The organism is Altericroceibacterium spongiae (assembly GCF_003610805.1).
In the GTDB taxonomy this organism is placed as follows: Bacteria; Pseudomonadota; Alphaproteobacteria; order Sphingomonadales; family Sphingomonadaceae; genus Altericroceibacterium; species Altericroceibacterium spongiae.
On the sequence record NZ_RAPF01000001.1, the window covers coordinates 536,169 to 551,767 of the forward strand.

21 protein-coding genes are annotated in these 15,599 nt (G+C 57.7%); all 21 read left to right on the top strand.

The genetic code is table 11. From position 1 onward, the window contains the following. The 21 genes from D6851_RS02515 (at nucleotide 1) to D6851_RS02615 (ending at nucleotide 15,584) form a co-directional block, all read left to right on the top strand. A complete protein-coding gene (locus D6851_RS02515; RefSeq protein ID WP_147395410.1) occupies nucleotides 1-480 on the top strand; it encodes a hypothetical protein in 480 nt (159 codons plus the stop codon). A 267-nt stretch (nucleotides 481-747) separates the two neighbouring features. Then, nucleotides 748-957 (top strand): HNH endonuclease, encoded by a 210-nt coding sequence (locus D6851_RS02520; protein WP_238473899.1) that lies wholly within the window; start codon nucleotides 748-750, stop codon nucleotides 955-957. Nucleotides 958-1,075: 118 nt separating this feature from the next. Continuing rightward, nucleotides 1,076-1,492, top strand: coding sequence for a hypothetical protein (locus D6851_RS02525; RefSeq protein WP_120323270.1), 417 nt, complete (start codon nucleotides 1,076-1,078; stop codon nucleotides 1,490-1,492). Beyond that, entirely contained in the window at nucleotides 1,440-3,254 is a 1,815-nt protein-coding gene (locus tag D6851_RS02530) for a terminase large subunit (RefSeq protein WP_120323271.1), read from the top strand. The genes D6851_RS02525 and D6851_RS02530 overlap by 53 nt, the downstream gene beginning before the upstream one ends. Then, nucleotides 3,254-4,618, top strand: a complete 1,365-nt coding sequence (locus D6851_RS02535) for a phage portal protein (protein WP_120323272.1) — start codon at nucleotides 3,254-3,256, stop codon at nucleotides 4,616-4,618. Before D6851_RS02530 ends, D6851_RS02535 begins: the two co-directional genes overlap by 1 nt. A gap of 2 nt (nucleotides 4,619-4,620) precedes the next feature. Then, a complete protein-coding gene (locus tag D6851_RS02540; RefSeq protein ID WP_120323273.1) occupies nucleotides 4,621-5,316 on the top strand; it encodes an HK97 family phage prohead protease in 696 nt (231 codons plus the stop codon). Between the two features lie 11 nt (nucleotides 5,317-5,327). Further along, a complete protein-coding gene (locus D6851_RS02545; RefSeq protein WP_120323274.1) occupies nucleotides 5,328-6,560 on the top strand; it encodes a phage major capsid protein in 1,233 nt (410 codons plus the stop codon). Between the two features lie 61 nt (nucleotides 6,561-6,621). Beyond that, the gene (locus D6851_RS02550) at nucleotides 6,622-6,837 is read left to right on the top strand and encodes a hypothetical protein (protein ID WP_120323275.1); all 216 of its coding nucleotides are present in this window, start codon (nucleotides 6,622-6,624) and stop codon (nucleotides 6,835-6,837) included. Between the two features lie 2 nt (nucleotides 6,838-6,839). Further along, on the top strand, nucleotides 6,840-7,130 hold the full coding sequence (locus D6851_RS02555; RefSeq protein ID WP_120323276.1) for a hypothetical protein: 291 nt from the start codon (nucleotides 6,840-6,842) through the stop codon (nucleotides 7,128-7,130). Next, complete coding sequence (locus D6851_RS02560; protein ID WP_120323277.1) at nucleotides 7,130-7,690, top strand: head-tail connector protein; 561 nt, start codon at nucleotides 7,130-7,132, stop codon at nucleotides 7,688-7,690. The genes D6851_RS02555 and D6851_RS02560 overlap by 1 nt, the downstream gene beginning before the upstream one ends. Further along, the gene (locus tag D6851_RS02565) at nucleotides 7,690-8,025 is read left to right on the top strand and encodes a phage head closure protein (RefSeq protein WP_120323278.1); all 336 of its coding nucleotides are present in this window, start codon (nucleotides 7,690-7,692) and stop codon (nucleotides 8,023-8,025) included. The genes D6851_RS02560 and D6851_RS02565 overlap by 1 nt, the downstream gene beginning before the upstream one ends. After that, nucleotides 8,025-8,480: an HK97-gp10 family putative phage morphogenesis protein gene (locus D6851_RS02570; RefSeq protein ID WP_120323279.1), complete on the top strand. Its 456-nt coding sequence runs from the start codon at nucleotides 8,025-8,027 to the stop codon at nucleotides 8,478-8,480. The genes D6851_RS02565 and D6851_RS02570 overlap by 1 nt, the downstream gene beginning before the upstream one ends. Continuing rightward, a complete protein-coding gene (locus D6851_RS02575) occupies nucleotides 8,480-8,884 on the top strand; it encodes a hypothetical protein (RefSeq protein ID WP_120323280.1) in 405 nt (134 codons plus the stop codon). The genes D6851_RS02570 and D6851_RS02575 overlap by 1 nt, the downstream gene beginning before the upstream one ends. 1 nt (nucleotide 8,885) lies before the next feature. Next, nucleotides 8,886-9,353 (top strand): phage tail protein, encoded by a 468-nt coding sequence (locus D6851_RS02580; protein WP_120323281.1) that lies wholly within the window; start codon nucleotides 8,886-8,888, stop codon nucleotides 9,351-9,353. Further along, a complete protein-coding gene (locus D6851_RS02585) occupies nucleotides 9,350-9,679 on the top strand; it encodes a hypothetical protein (RefSeq protein ID WP_120323282.1) in 330 nt (109 codons plus the stop codon). Before D6851_RS02580 ends, D6851_RS02585 begins: the two co-directional genes overlap by 4 nt. Nucleotides 9,680-10,009: 330 nt before the next feature. After that, complete coding sequence (locus D6851_RS18250) at nucleotides 10,010-12,028, top strand: phage tail tape measure protein (protein WP_120323283.1); 2,019 nt, start codon at nucleotides 10,010-10,012, stop codon at nucleotides 12,026-12,028. Next, entirely contained in the window at nucleotides 12,028-12,618 is a 591-nt protein-coding gene (locus tag D6851_RS02595) for a hypothetical protein (protein WP_120323284.1), read from the top strand. The genes D6851_RS18250 and D6851_RS02595 overlap by 1 nt, the downstream gene beginning before the upstream one ends. After that, entirely contained in the window at nucleotides 12,619-13,239 is a 621-nt protein-coding gene (locus D6851_RS02600; protein WP_120323285.1) for a hypothetical protein, read from the top strand. Between the two features lie 5 nt (nucleotides 13,240-13,244). Next, nucleotides 13,245-13,670 carry a DUF6950 family protein gene (locus tag D6851_RS02605; protein WP_120323286.1) on the top strand — a complete coding sequence of 142 codons (426 nt, stop codon included), beginning with the start codon at nucleotides 13,245-13,247 and terminating at the stop codon, nucleotides 13,668-13,670. Between the two features lies 1 nt (nucleotide 13,671). Beyond that, the gene (locus D6851_RS02610; protein ID WP_183029950.1) at nucleotides 13,672-15,315 is read left to right on the top strand and encodes a phage tail protein; all 1,644 of its coding nucleotides are present in this window, start codon (nucleotides 13,672-13,674) and stop codon (nucleotides 15,313-15,315) included. Next, nucleotides 15,315-15,584 carry a hypothetical protein gene (locus D6851_RS02615; RefSeq protein ID WP_120323288.1) on the top strand — a complete coding sequence of 90 codons (270 nt, stop codon included), beginning with the start codon at nucleotides 15,315-15,317 and terminating at the stop codon, nucleotides 15,582-15,584. The genes D6851_RS02610 and D6851_RS02615 overlap by 1 nt, the downstream gene beginning before the upstream one ends. Nucleotides 15,585-15,599: the final 15 nt, after the last annotated feature.

The following is a 15,599-nucleotide window of genomic DNA, read 5'->3' on the forward strand; positions in this document are numbered from 1 at the left end:
TTGCCTCGTTATGACAAGGGCACAGAGCGGGCGCAGGCGATGCAGGCGCTATACGGTCAGGATGGATGCGACGCCATTGGCCGCGCTTATCGTGCCGGATTGCTGGGGGCAGGGTCGGAGGCAAAGGCCTTGCTCGATACTGCGCGGGCGATCAGCAATGCCTATTGGGCAGCCTATTCGACCGGCAGCTACAAGAGCCCGCTGGCAGGATCATCCTCAGGCAGTGTGATTGCCATCGATCATGCCAAGGTTTTGAAGCGGGAAGAGTGGCTGAATGAAAGCCTGTGCATGGTTCACACTCTTGGCCCGCAGATCCGCAGAGCGTTCTATCAGCTGGTCATCGATGTGCATCCAGACTGCGGCCCTGACTGGCTCGACCGGCTGCTGTTCGCTGATCGCAGAGCAGGCATACGCGCCGATGAAGACGATGTGCGTATGATACGATATGCATTGGAAGGCCTTGCGGAGATAGCGGCTTGACACATAGAACAAAAGGTGAAATGGTCATAAATAGAAAGTCCGGAGATGTGTCCGGCGAGGCCTTCGGCAACAGAGCCGCAATCATTGCCGACCAGTTTCAAGGCCATCGTCTTCGGGCGGTGGCCTTTTTGATTTCGGGAGGTCCGGCCTGTGCCTAAATCACCTCCCACAGTTACTCTCGGCATGCGGCGCAGTAAGCCTAAGCCGTGGGCAACCAGCGCTCGGGCGAGCAGACAGGCGCGTGGATATGGCCGCGCGCATGAACAGATGCGCGAACGTGTGCTTGTTGAAGAGCCGCTGTGCAGAGAATGTCAGGCGCATGGCCGTGTGTCTGCAACAGAGATCGCGGATCATATCATTCCGCTTTCTGAGGGCGGCTGCGGCGAACGCAGCAACTATCAGGGCCTGTGTAGGGATTGCAGCAATGCCAAGACCGCAAAAGAGGCTCAGAGAGCCCGCAAGCGCCGAAGGGGGTAGGGGCGGGTCGAAAGTCAGGGGGAATCCGCCGTAGGACCGGCGGGGTCCCACTTTTTTTGCGCGTGCGATTTAAGTTTTTTGGGTTGAATAAAATTTCGGCCCCGTTGCGGAGGCCAGAATGAAGCGAGGAAGGAAGGCTGAGCCGCCAGCCAGCAAGGCGGCGCGTGGCACGCTTCAGCCCTGCCGCGATGATTCCAAAATCGAGATCATTGTTGCCGATGATCCTTTGCGGATGCCGGACTATCTTACGGCGGAAGCGGAGCTGGTCTGGGAAGAAGAGCACGGGCGCGTGATGGCGACCGGGAACAGTGAGACGGACAGCAGTTTGTTTGCCCGATATTGTTCGCTGGAAGCGATGATCCGGAAGGCCTTTGCCAGCGGTGAGCCGCCCCCGGCTGCGTATCTGACCGAAGCGCGGCGGATGGCCGAACTGCTCGGCATTGCCGGGCGAAAAAGCCGTGTTGCGAGTGGAGGTGTGGTTGATGGCGGCAAAACGTCCAACCCCTTCAAGCGCAACGGAAACCGGCCACGCTAGAGATTATGCCGCCATCGCGCTCGACTATGCGCGCAAGGCGGCGAAGGACAAAAAGCAGCGCAGGCACTGCAAATATACGCGGCTGGCTGCGCAGCGCCATCTGGACGATCTGAAACGATCACGGAAGAAGGAGTTTCGATACAAGTTTTCCGCCTGGCACGCCAATGACGTGTGCGACTTCATCGAGAAGCTGCCGCATATTGAGGGCGTGTGGGACACTCCTACCATCACGCTCGAGCCAGCGCAGATATTCGTTCTCGCCGTCGTGTTCGGCTGGCGTCGGAAGGAAAACGGGCTGCGCCGATTCACGGTGGTATATGAAGAGGTAGCCCGTAAGAACGCGAAGTCGACCAAGACGGCCGGGGTATCGCTTTATTGCCTGTGCTGCGAAGATGAGGTCGGGCCGCAGGTTCTCACCGTTGCCACTACCTTCGATCAGGCGAAAAAGGTGTTTCATCCGGCCAAGCGGATGGTTGAAAAGACGCCAGATCTGCAGGAAGCTTTCCTGATTACGCCTTGGGCAAAGTCGATAACGTGTGATGAAAACGGCGGATATATGCAGCCGCTGCATGCGAAATCGAAATCGCAGGATGGCCATAATCCGCATCTTGTAACGCTGGACGAGTTCCACGCTCACAAGGATCGTAGCTTATATGACGTGATGCGGTCTGCCTTCGGGGCGCGCAAGCAACCGTTGATGTGGGCGATCACCACAGCAGGGCCGAACATTCACGGCCCTTGCTACGAAGAACGGACCTTCGCGACGAAGGTGCTGGAAGGATCGGTTGAGGCGGAGCACTATTTCGCATGTATCTGGACGCTCGACAGGGCGGAAGATTACGACGATGGCCGCAAGGTCGGTGACGATCCGTTCGATCCGGATCTGTGGTGCAAGGCAAATCCGCTGCTCGGCGCATCGGTTCAGCTTGAAGAGCTGCGACAGTATGCGCTGGAAGCGAAAGAAAATCCGGCGGCTGAAAACGAGTTTAAAACCAAGCGCCTGAATATCTGGTCGGGCGCGGCATCGGCATGGCTGAGTGTGGCGAAGTGGCAGGCGTGCGGCGATGAAACGCTGAGCATTGAAGACTTTCGCGGTCTCGATTGCTGGATTGGCGCCGACCTGTCCAATGTGGATGACTTATCCGCCTTGGTTCTGGCCGCGCTCGATGCCGATGGCAGATTGCTGGTGAAGACGTGGTTTTTCCTGCCGGAAGCCCGGCTGGGCAGCACCGACAGCAAGGTGAAGCAGGTTACAGAGCTGTATAAGCGCTGGGTGGAAGACGGCGCGTTGATCAAGACCGAGGGCGATTTCATCGACCACCGGGTTATCGAAGACACAATAAGGTGGCTGAAAGAAGAACTGAGCGTCCACGGCACAACGTTCGACCAGTGGAATAGCGGCCTCGCAATGGCGGCCCGCCTGAATGAAGATTTTGACGATGGCGGCGAACCTTTCGCGGTGCAGATGGCCAAGAAGGCCGCGAACACAACAGACCCCGCGAAAGCCATTGAGGCGCGCGTAAAGTCTGGACCGGGCCGCCTGAGGCACGATGCCAACCCGGTGATGACATGGATGGTCGGCAATACATTTGTCGATCGCAGAGTGGATGGAAGCCTGCTCCCGAAAAAGGAGCTGCCCAACAGTGCGAACAAGATCGATGGAGTGGACGCGATGATCAATGCAACCGCTCCGATGCTGGTGCCCGAGGAAGAGGGCGGTGGCGTGGACAGCTTTATTCAGGCCATGCGGGCGGCCGCCTGATGGCTAACTGGCTTTCCACCGCATGGAGTTATGTTACCGGAGACAGTTCGGCGAAGCTGAGCGGTGCGCCTGAAGATGAGCCGTCCCGCATCATGTTCAATATTAGCGGCGGTGCGGGCGGGGACCGGGTGACGCCAAAGTCCACTCTCGGCCTCTCCACCGCATGGGCCTGCATTGCCCTTAAGTCCGAACTGGTCGGATCGATGGGTTGCGGTGTCTACAGCAAGAGTGAAAGCGGCGGTCGGCGGGCGCAAGATGGCCACTGGCTGTATGACTTGCTGCATGAAAGCCCGAATGCAGACCAGACACCCAGCGAGTTCTGGGCCGGGCAGGTCGCGGCTATGGATCTGTGGGGCAACGCCTATGCGGAAAAAAGCACGCTTGGTAATCGCGTTACATCGCTGACCCCTATGCGGCCCGATCTGACCGACGTGGTGCGCAGGAACGGGCAGCGTATTTATCGCTTTCGCGACCGTGGGAAACTGGAAGAGCTTCCGGCCGAGAAGGTGTTCCATCTCCGCGGTATGACGTTTGGCGGCGATGTTGGTCTGTCAGCCGTGGAATTCGGACGGCGGACCATCGGCAGTGCTCTTTCGGCCAATCGGACGGCAAGCAATGCATTTGCAAAAGGCCTGCAAATATCGGGTTTTATGGAAACCGGCACTACCAACCTCAAGCCGGAGCAACGGGCCGATCTGATCGATATATTCGCTGAGTTCATGAACAGCCCGGAGATGGCGGGCAAAGTCATGCCTCTGGAAAAGGATTTCAAATTCGTACCGCTGCAAATGAAGCCGGCGGATGCGCAGTTGCTGGAAAGCAGGCGCTGGGATGTTGAGGAAGTGTGCCGGTGGTTCGGGATGTTGCCCATTCTGATCGGCCATGCTGCGCAAGGACAGACGATGTGGGGCTCCGGCATCGAGCAATTGCTGCTCGGCTGGCAGACGCTCCGCCTCAACCCGCTGCTGAAGAAGATTGAACAGGCTGCGAAAAAGCAGTTGCTGCCCGTGGGCGAGCGGAAAAAGGTCTACGCAGAATTCAACCGTGAAGCGGTGATGGCGACCGATAGTGCCGGTCGCGCCGCACTATATTCCGCCTTTGGGCAGAACGGCGTGATGGATCGCAACGAAATGCGTTCGCGCGAAAATCTCGATCACCGTGAGGGCGGTGAATATCTCACTGTGCAGTCAAATCTGGTGCGGCTCGATCAGCTTGGCTCGGGCGGCGCGCATTCGTCGGAGCAGCAACTGCGCAATGCTCTGCAGGATCTGCTCGGCATGAAGGGCGGCGATATCGAAGCCATGATCGAGCGCAAGCTACATTCAATGATGGGCCACAATGTCGGGCCTGATCTCGAGGACTAACCATGTATCGCAAAAGCCAGCTCAAGGTGCGCGATTTCACGCTGAGCGTGAAAGCTGCGGACGTGAAAGACGACGGCAGCTTCTCCGGATACGGTTCGGTGTTCGGTGTGGAAGACAGCTATGGCGAGGTGGTCGCGCCCGGTGCCTTCAAGGACAGCCTCGCCGAACTGGCTGCCAAGGGCCGCAAGGTGCCGATTCTTTGGCAGCACCGCACCGCTGAGCCTATCGGCATTTATGACCTGCTGGAAGAAGATGACGTCGGCCTGAAGGTGGATGGCACGCTGGCCGTCGATTTCGACAATCTGGCCAAGCGAGCCCATGGCCACATGAAGATGGGTTCGGTGACCGGCCTGTCGATAGGTTACTGGGTGCGCGAGAGCAGCTTTGACGAGAAGACCGGTATCCGGACCCTGCGCAAGCTCGACCTGGTCGAGGTGTCGCTCGTGACGTTCCCCGCAAATGATGAAGCGCGGGTTGAAGCAGTGAAATTCAAGCTGGCGCATGGCCAGCTACCAAACCTTCCAGAATTCGAACGGATCCTGCGCGAGGCAGGGTTTTCGAAAAGTCAGGCTGCGGTGGTCGCCAACCGTGGCCTGCCTCATTTGCTCCAGAGCGAGTCTGAGAGCGCGGCGAAAGACAGCGAGGCCACCAAAGGCCTTTCGGACATTCTGGCGGGTTTCAGCCTGCCCCAGCTCTGAGGATAACAACCATGAATATGATGACGCGTGGCCGTGAATTCGGCCGCAAGGAAGAGGGCGGCCAGGAGCCGCGCGATGAAAAGACCATTCAGCAGGAACTGAAGGACACGCTCGATAAGGTGAAGGGTTTTGCCGAGAACTTCGAGAAGAAGGCGAAGGAAGGCGAGGACGTCAGCCGCGAGGCGAAAAACAACGCCGATGAAGCACTGACCAAGCTGACCGAACTGCGCGGCGAGATGACCGAACTGGCCCAGAAGCTGGATCAGCGCGGTGGCGGTGACGATGAGATGGAGCATAAATCGCTCGGCCAGAAGGTCGGCGCATCGGACGAATTCAAGTCCTATCTGGACAGCGGCTGCACAGGCACGATGCGGCTGGAAGTAAAGGCAGTGACCAGCGATCCCGCATCTGCAGGGCCTCTGATCCAGCCTGCGCGCCAGCCCGGCATTGTCGAGCTGCCTCGCCAGCGCCCGCGCATTCGCGATTTGCTGACACCCGGCCGGACTACCAGTAACTCCGTGGAATATGCAAAGCAGGTAACACGGACGAACAATGCGGATGTTGTGGCCGAGGGGGCACAGAAGCCTGAATCCGATTACGCATGGGAAGTCGATAGTGCGCCGGTTCGCACTATTGCGCACTGGGTTCCGGCATCACGACAAGCGATGGACGATATCCCGCAGCTCGAAAGCCTGATCGATGGCGAGCTGCGTTATGGTCTGGACGATGCAGAAGATGCCGAACTTTTGCTTGGCGATGGCACCGGGCAGCATCTCGAAGGCTTGTACACTGTGGCGAGCGCCTATGCCGATCCTATCGGCTATGCCGATCCGACGCGGATCGATCAGCTACGCCTTGCTGTATTGCAGGTGGAACTGGCCGATTATGCGCCGGACGGCATGGTGCTGCATCCCAGTGCATGGACCAGCATCGAACTGACCAAGACGACGGATGGTGCCTATGTCTTCGCCAATCCGCTCGGAATTGCCGGGCCGGTCCTGTGGGGACGCCCTGTCGTGCCGACCAAGCGGATCGGATCGGGCAATTTCATGGTTGGTGCATTCCGCATGGCAGGCCAGATCTTCGACCGCATGGAAACGGAAGTGCGCATTTCCGATCAGGATCGTGACAACTTCATCAAAAACATGCTGACCGTTCGCGCCGAAAAACGGCTGGCTCTCGCTATCCGTCGCCCTGCGGCGCTGGTGAAGGGTGCGCTGGTCGACCTGCCGGCGGCTGCATAACCAATCGATGCAAGATGTGGGCGGGGCCTTCGGGTTCCGCCCATTCAACGGAGGTACACACATGAAGAACGCCTATGTTCTGGAAGATCATCACGGTGATAACGGCACGGTTCGCACCGGCTGGATATTGCGCGAACTCACCGACACGCGCTTTTCCGCGCTCCAAAAGCGCGGCCTGATCCGTGAAGCTACCAAGAAAGAGCTGGATGGGAAAAAAGCGAATTCGCCACCCGCGAACAAGGAAGCGCAGTCACCTTCGAACAAGGGCAAAGCCTGATCATGCAGATCTGCACCTTCACCGGAGCAAGAATGCTGGGTGCGCCGAAAGGGTGGGATCAAAAGCTTGACGGCATGTGCGGAATATTACCGGTTGCAGATGAAGTGGACGTTCAGAGCGGCCATAATTTCATGTATAGCGTGTGGAAGCCGACGCCGGAGCAACTGGAAGCCCTGAATAATGGCGGCGCTATCCGGCTGGGCATCTGCGGAGAAAGCCACCCCGTTATCAATATGGGTGTGCTGACGCCAGAAACGTGCACTGCGGCCGGTGTTGAAGTGGCTGCAGGGTGATGCGCACAGTTGCCGTCAATGAGCCCGCGCCAGTGATTACACTGGCCGAGGCCAAAGAGCATCTGCGCGTCGATAGCGATGACGAGGACGCTTTGATAACTGGCATGGTGGCGGCTGCGACTGCCCATATTTCCGGGCCGGATGGTTATCTCAATCGGGTGATAGGTGTGCAGATGTTGCAGACCTATCTTGCTCGCTTTCCCGGCAGTGCTTTCCGTCTGCCTTATGGCCCGGTCAGGACGATTACCAGTGTCGAATATCGCAATGGTGAGGTGTGGCAAGCGATCGATCAAACCGATTATGAGCTGAATGGCAATATTCTGGAGCCTGTGCCGGGCGTGAGCTGGCCGAGCTTTAGTCTTACGCGGCGCGAACATGTCCGCGTGCTTTATGAGGCTGGGTACGAGACGGCACCCTTTCCGGTCAAGGCTGCGATTTTCTTGATGGTGGGCGATCTATACGCGAACAGGGAAACGGTGGTTACCGGCACGATAGCGAGCGAAGTGCCGATGCCAACGGCAGTGAAAACCCTGCTCGAACCTTACAGGGACTACAGATAATGCTGTCTGCAGGCCCAATCCATAAGCGCATTGAAATCCATACGCAGCAATTGCTGCGCGAGGACGATTTCGGCAGCGAGATTTATGACTGGGCCGAGGATAAAAAGCGCTGGGCGCGTATCATATATGGCACCGGGCAGGAGCGCCGACAGGCAGCGCAGGAAAGCGCCACGCAGCCTGCCACCATTGTCATGCGGCATGACAGCTACACTGCAGCGATCACAACGGATGCGCACAGGCTGTTTTTCGATGGGGTGGCCTGGGACATCGAAAGTATTGTGAAGCGGAAACGCGACGGTGAAGTTTCCATAACCGCTACGTCGAGGACGGGTTGATGAAAACAAGTGTTAAGCTCGAGGGCTTCAAGGAGCTCGAGGACAATCTGTACCGGCTGAAATACGGCACTGCCAAGAGTAATACGCGCCGCGCGATGAAAGAATCTCTCGAGCCCACGGCCCGGATGATGCGTGCGAAAGCGCCGGTATATAGCGGTACTCTCAAAGAGAGTATTGCAATCAGCTCACTACAGAAAAGCGGCCGGCAGAGAGAGTTCACCAAACAATCGGGCAGCGGACTGACGATGTATATCGGACCATCAAGAGAAGGCGCGCTACAAGGGCAGATGCAGGAATTCGGAACATATAAGGAGCCCGCGCAGCCGTTTGCCCGGCCTGCATGGGAGTCCGACAAAATGAATGTGCTGGACCGGTTTTCTGTTTTTCTGTGGGATAATGTGGTGAAAGCACTGGGGCGGCAGGCCAGAAAACTGGCGCGGGCAGCAAAAAAATAATGTTGCGAGCGATGATGATCGCCGATCTGCGATCAGAGCCATCTCTTGCCCCGCTGCTATCATCTTACAAAGGTTATCCTGCAATATTCTGGATGTCACGCCCGGCGCGGTCGCAACTGCCCGGCGTGACATTGCAAAGCATATCGTCGGGCACTTTATATTCTCAAGAGGGCGCTGCAAAGCTGCGTTCGCGCAGGGTGCAGGTCGATGCATGGAGTCTGAACGTTTCGAGCGAAGCGCCTGTCGCATTCGACGCTGTTCGCAAAGTTATTGAACGCGGTTTCACTGACCGCTGGCGCGGATTCTCGCTCGATGATGAGCGGGATACCTATGAAGACCTCGATGCGGACAGGCGCATCTTCCGAACATCTGGCGATTTTATGATTTGGTATCAGGAGACTTGATATGCCTACCGATGCTGTTCTCGGTTCAGGACCCAATGGTGAGGGAACCGAGCTTTGGCTTACCAACGATCAGGGCGAACCGAAAAAGGTGGACGGTCTGATTACTGTCAATCGCCCGAATCTGACAGTGGCAAGCGAATCCAAGACCAGTCACGATTCCGGCGGCGTAAATGAATATATGGCAGGTATGATGGACCCCGGCGAGATGTCCGGATCTATGTATCATGTGCCGGACAGCGATGACGACAAGCTATTCATAGAACATATTGCGAGCAAGCAAACCAGACCAGGTTACATCAAGGAAGTGAAGAAAGATGGCACTGCGGTATGGACCACATTCGCCATTTTCCTGACACAGTACGAACCTGATGATGCGCCGGTAAACAGCCCCCGTGAAGCTGAATTTACGGCGCAGGTGACCGGCATGCCTGACTATGCCGGTAACGCACCGGCTGGATACGGCGCATGATCGGAGAAAGGCGCATCGGCGGCTATACGCTGTTTTACGATTTCGACGCTCTGTGCGAAGCTGAAAAGCTGGTCGGGCCGATGGGAGCAGCCATGGCTCTGCTGGAGCAGGGCAGCCTTACCACTATTCGGGCGCTCGCCTGGGCGGGGTTGCGACGCCATCATGCCGAAATCACCCCTGAAAAAACCGGCGAAATCATCATCAAGGTAGGCTTCCATCCATTGGCAGAGGCCATCGGTGAGGCGATGAAAGAAGTGTTCCCGGACGATAGTGGCGAGGAGAAGCCGGCGGGAAAGCCGAAAGGCCGCAAAAAACAGACTGGCTAAAGCTGTTATCAGACTGGTGTGCGGCCGGTTATCAGCCTGCCGATTTCTGGCAACAGACACCGGCAAGTTTTCATGCTGCGGTCGAAGGCGCGCAGAGGCGTATCGATTCTGAATTCCGCGCGCGGCTGGCTGTGGCGGTACAACAGGTTCGCTGGAGCGCAAGCGATCCGAAAAAGTTACCCAAGCTCACCAGTATTCTGACAGGTGGCAAAAAGGCGAAAGCTTCACCGGCCGACCGGTCGAGCAATCTCAGTACATGGGCCGCGCTTCTGCGCGCACAAGGCGAGCGGGCGGCTAGAGCAAACGGAAAATCGGTAAAGGGAGGGTGAAATGGCAAGTGTTGTCATTGGTGCCCTGCGCGCCATTTTCGGTGCTGATACCGCGGCTTTTGAAAAAGGGACAGATCGCGTTCAGCGCGAAATGTCTTCGACACAAAAGAGTCTCAACAATCTGAGCAATAAGTTCAGTAGCACCGGGAAAAAGCTGTCTCTCGGCCTCACCGCGCCCTTGGCGGGATTGGGCGCCGCGCTGACGACATCCGCCATGCGTATGGCCGATAATGTGCCCGAACTTGAACGCATGGCGATAACTGCCGGTACCAGCGTGGCGGAAATGCAAAAGCTGGCCCATGCTTCGAAATCGGTGGGCATCGAGCAGGATAAACTGGGCGATATCTATAAGGACACACAGGACAAAATAGGCGATTTCATTGCTACGGGCGGCGGTGAAATGGCGGATTTCTTCACCAATATCGCGCCGAAAGTCGGTCTGACAGCCGAGCAGTTTCAGAAGCTATCCGGCCCTGAAGCTCTGCAAGCCTACTACAATGCATTGCAGGAAGCAGGCGTCAGTCAGTCCCAACAGATTTTCTACATGGAATCCATCGCTGATGAGGCAAGCGGGCTGATCCCGCTGCTCAAAGACGGCGGTGCAGGCTTCCGGGAACTCGGCGAGGGTGCCGCAACGCTGAGTGATGAACAGGTCCAGAAGCTTAAGGATTATAAGCGCGCAACAGCGCAACTGAGTTCATCATTCCAGAGCCTGACCATATCGCTGGTCGATAGCGGTTTGCTGGAAATGGTAACGACGCTGGTGAAGCGGATAGCGGATGGAACGAGCACTTTTGCTAAAGCGCATCCGGAACTGTTTAAATTTGGCGTGGTGGCCGGTGGTATTGCTGCCGCCATCGGCCCGTCTCTGATCGGCATTGGATCGTTGGTAAAAACGTTTTCCACGCTATTGCCGATTCTGTTAAAACTGGGGCCAGCGATCAAGATTGTACGCATTGCTATGCTGGCCCTGCTTGGTAACCCAATTTTGCTGAGCGCTGCTGCTGTGATCGCCGGGATATATCTGGCCTGGAAGAACTGGGATAAGATCGAGCCCTATATCACCGCTGTAAAAGATGCGGTTGTCGGTTTCTGGAACACATACGTGTCCCCCATATTCACAGCCATAGGCGACGGTGTGAAAGCCATCGTGCGGATATTCAGCGACTATTTCCGCGACCAGCTCGGCAATATCATCTCTCTGGTTTCCAGCCTGCTAAAAGGTGATTTCGCCGGAGCATGGCAGGCGGCAAAGGATATCGTGATCCGCGCCATTGCTGCTTTGTTTGAAGTGATCGCCACGATTGCTCCGACTGTGATCCGCAATGTGAAAGCGATGTATGAAGGCGTAAAGCTGTGGGTGCAGGACAAGTTGATGAGCGTGTTCAACTGGCTGCAAGGCAAGCTTGAAGCTGTAGGCGGCTGGTTTTTCGATCTTTATGATAAGGTTGTCGGTCATTCTTACATTCCCGATATGGTCGATAAGATCGGCCAGCATATCGGGCGGCTGCAAGGCAATATGGTCGATCCGATAGAAGCGGCTAACGACAATGCGGCGCAGAGCTTTGCCAATATGGCGAATGATGTGAGCAGCAGCCTTAGTGGCCTGATCCAGAATATAAAAAGCGGCGGTGTGCTCGATATTATGGATAGCGTTTTGCGTGTGGCAGGACAGCTTGGATTTTTGGGTGGGGGAAGCAAGACAGGCCCAATCGACCTTTTGGCCGGTCTCGATTTTCGTGCCAATGGCGGGCCTGTGAGTGCCGGGCGTTCCTATATCGTCGGTGAGCGCGGCCCCGAACTGTTCACACCCCGAACGGCTGGAACGGTCATATCAAACGATAATTTCAGCGTTAACGCAACGGCTGGCGGCGAAGTTGTTGTGCGGATTGTCGACACTACGGGCCTGTTCGAAACAAAGGTGGATGGACGTATCGCTGCCGCCGCACCGGGCATTGCCTCTGCCGGCGCGGGCGGCGGGTATAATATGATGGTGCGGGCGAACGGGAAAAAGTTCTGATGGCTATTCTTCTGCCCTCGAAACCCGGCCCCGGCCCGTTCGAGCCGCAATATCGAGATTTTGGCGGGGTGATGCAGGGTGCGCTTGGCGGGGCCGCGCAGCGCAATAACAGGCTCGGCAATCGCTGGCGGATCGATGTGACCATGCCGGCGATGCAACCCATTGAAGCGGCGGAATGGTCGGTTATGCTGCCGCGTGCCGTGCGTCTCGGTGCGCGCTATCCGATCCGGCAACCGGGCCTTGCGCTGGGTTCGCCCGGTGCGGTGCGAGTGGCGGGCGCGGGGCAGGCTGGTGACAGTTTGACGCTGGATGGTTTTACCGTGGGCCATGCGATCCGTGCGGGGCAGTGGGTTTCGCTGGTCACCAATGGCCAGCGCTATCTGTACAAGTTTGCCGAAAATGCGCGGATCGGTGTGGGCGGCATGGCAAAGCTGGCCATTGAGCCGCTGCTGCGCGTGATCCCGCAGGACAACGATATCGCCGAAATTACTCAGCCTTATATCGAAGGCAATCTGACTTTCGAAGGTGGCAGTTTCGACACGGATGCACTGACGCGCGGATTTAAATTTACAATCGATGAGGCGCGATAGATGGCGGCGACCGATCCGATTATCACCACAGCCTATTTTCTGAAACTGGAAGCACCGGATGGCGATGTTCGGCTGTGCGATGGCGGCGTGCTGATGTTCGGCGGCGAGCTGTATGAAAGCCATCATCCGATTTTCGGCGCGCTGATCGAACCGGATGCACCGGAAGACGGCTTCGGCGATATGGCCGAGGACGGGCAGATCGTTTTGGGGCCCAACCCGCCCGCATCGGTGCAGGCATGGTATCGCGCGGATCTGGAAGGCTGCCGTCTCCGCATATGGGAATCCGATATCGATAGTGACGGATTAACCGCGATCAATGTGAAACAGCGCCGCGATATGCTGGTGGACACGGTGGGGCGGCGGCAGGCGGCAAACGGGCAGGATCAATTGATCCTGAGCCTGATAGGCCGCCCGGAAAAGCTGTTTCTGAAAAATGAAGGCAATGTGTGTTCGCAGCGTTTCCACCAGTCTGTTTTTGCCGGTGAGCGGGGTTTCGAAAACTGCACCGATCTGCGCGGATTCGTGGCGTGGGGTGCCGAAACACCGCCGCGCAGTGCGGGCTATACGGGGGGCAGCTATGCGGGCGGCGGCGGTTATTCGTCCAGCCAGTATAGCCGGTAAAAGCAATGGATCTGGCGACGCGCGCGATAGCAACCGAAAGGGTGCTGGAGCGCTATCGCGACAAACCGTTTAGCTGGTTCGGCGCAAACTGCATCCGCCTGGCACGGATGCAGGCGCAGGAAATGGGCCATGATGTGCCGCCCGTGCCGAATTTTCGCACCGCGCTTGGCGCGAAGCGGGCGTTAAAGAAGATGGGGGCGGGCAGCGTGGCAGGATTGCTGGACCTTTATTTTCCGCGATTGCCCGCCCCGGCATTTGGCATTGTCGGCGATCTGGCCGTTTTGCGCGGCGATGAGGATAGTGGCGGGCTGGAAGCCGTTTGCATCGTCGATGGATATGGCAATCTGTTCGGGTGGCATACGATAGTACCGGATGGGCTTTCGACCATCAAACAGGCGCAGAGCGCCATTCTGGCCTGTTGGAGATTGTAAGGTGAGCAAGGTTTCGCGCTTTGTCGGGCAGGTGGCCGGTGTGGTTGCCGGGGCGGCGCTGATCGGCAGCGGTATCGGGGCGGCGGTTGGTGCGCCGCTTGCGATATCGGGCATCGGCTCCGCTGCATCGATCGCGCAGGTGGCCGGTGCAGTGAGCGCGGTGGCCAGCATCGGCACCGCGCTGACCAGCGAGCCTGCGCGGGCGCAGGGGCAGGTGAATGACCGAATCATCGGCGCGAATAATCCGCAGCCTTATCTGATCGGGCGGACCTATTCGGGCGGAGTGCAGGTCCACGATGTGGGCTATGGCGGCAATGTCGATGATGTCGACAATCCGTATCGGTTTATCCCGGTGGTTTATAGCTGTTGCGGGCCGGTGCAGGGGCTGGAATCGGTGCAGCTCGATTTCGAAGCGGTGAGTTTCAGCGGCACGTCGGCGCTGGGATATTATTCTGATTATTTCTGGCGCGATTATCAACTTGGAGCGCGGCCCGAAGCCGATGCATTGGCGCCGCATTTTGCCGGTGCGCCGGACTGGGGCAGTGCGCATAAGCTGAGCAGTTTTGCGGCCATCGGCTATTCGCTGAAATGGAGCAAAAAGGGCAAGCGGTTCGCGGGTGGGCAATTGCCTGTGATCGGCGCGATCTGGCAGGGCGTGAAGGTTTACGATCCGCGCCTCGACAGCACCTTTCCGGGCGGCTCCGGCACGTGCAGGGCGGGTGATGAAAGTACTTATGTCTATCAGGCCAATCCGGCGACGCATTCGGGCACATATGCCTATGGCCGTTATGTCAATGGCGTGAAGGTTTTCGGGGTCGATCTGGGGGCGGCGGGCGTCAATTTTGCCGATGTCGCGGCATGGGCCAATGTGTGCGATGCCAATGGCTGGACGGTGAACGGCACGATCTACGAACCTGGCGATAAGTGGAATAATCTGAAACGCATTGCCGAAGCGGGGGCTGGTTTTCCCGTGCTGGTGGGCGGCAAGCTGGGCTTCGATTATCGCGCGCCCCGCGCAAGCCTATATACGATTACGCGCGACGATCTGGCCGATGGGGTCATATCGAGCCAGCTCAATAAGGAGTGGAAGAGCCGGCACAATGTGCTGGTGCCGAAATATCGCAGCGAAGCGCATCAATGGAGTTTCCAGCAGGCCGGGGCCGCGCGGGTGGCCGCCTTTGTAACAGCGGATGGCGAAGAAAAGTCAGACGAGAAGCAATGGGATCTGGTGACCGATGTGGATCAGGTCACCCAGCTTGCCTATTATGAACTCTATCAGCGGCGAGAAGGCGGGCCTTTTACGCTGCCGTTAAAGCCGCATATGCGCGATTATGAGCCGGGCGATTGCCTGACGCTGGGTGCGGATCTGGGCGTGCATCCATCTGGTGCGATCAAGGCCGTGGTGCGCAGCACAAGCGGCGATCCGGGCAGCGGCATCGTGACGCTGGAATTCGAACAGGAAACCGATGCCAAGCATCCGGCCGCACTTTCGGCCACCGGGGTTGCCCCGGCGGCTTTCGTCCCGCCGACCAGCGAAGAGCTGGATGGCACTTACTATTACAACAATCTCGATCCGGCTTCGGTCACTGTCGACAGCGCGACGCTGACCTGTGACACGACCGGCGAAACTGTGGATGCGCGATAATGGCCAGACAGATTATCGATACAGGATCGGTGGCGAATGACGGCACCGGCGATCCTCTGCGGGACGCGATGGATAAGGCAAACGCCAATTTCAGCGAGTTGTACGCTGATATCGTATCGCTCAACAGCGTGAAACAAACGGCCAGTGCCTCTGCACCGGCCAGCGCGACGGCGCCCGGCACGGCGGGGCAGATCGCTCACGATGCCGATTATTTTTATGTTTGCACCGCCGCCAACACATGGAAACGCGTGGCACTCGCCACCTGGTAAAACCCCGAAGCTGAA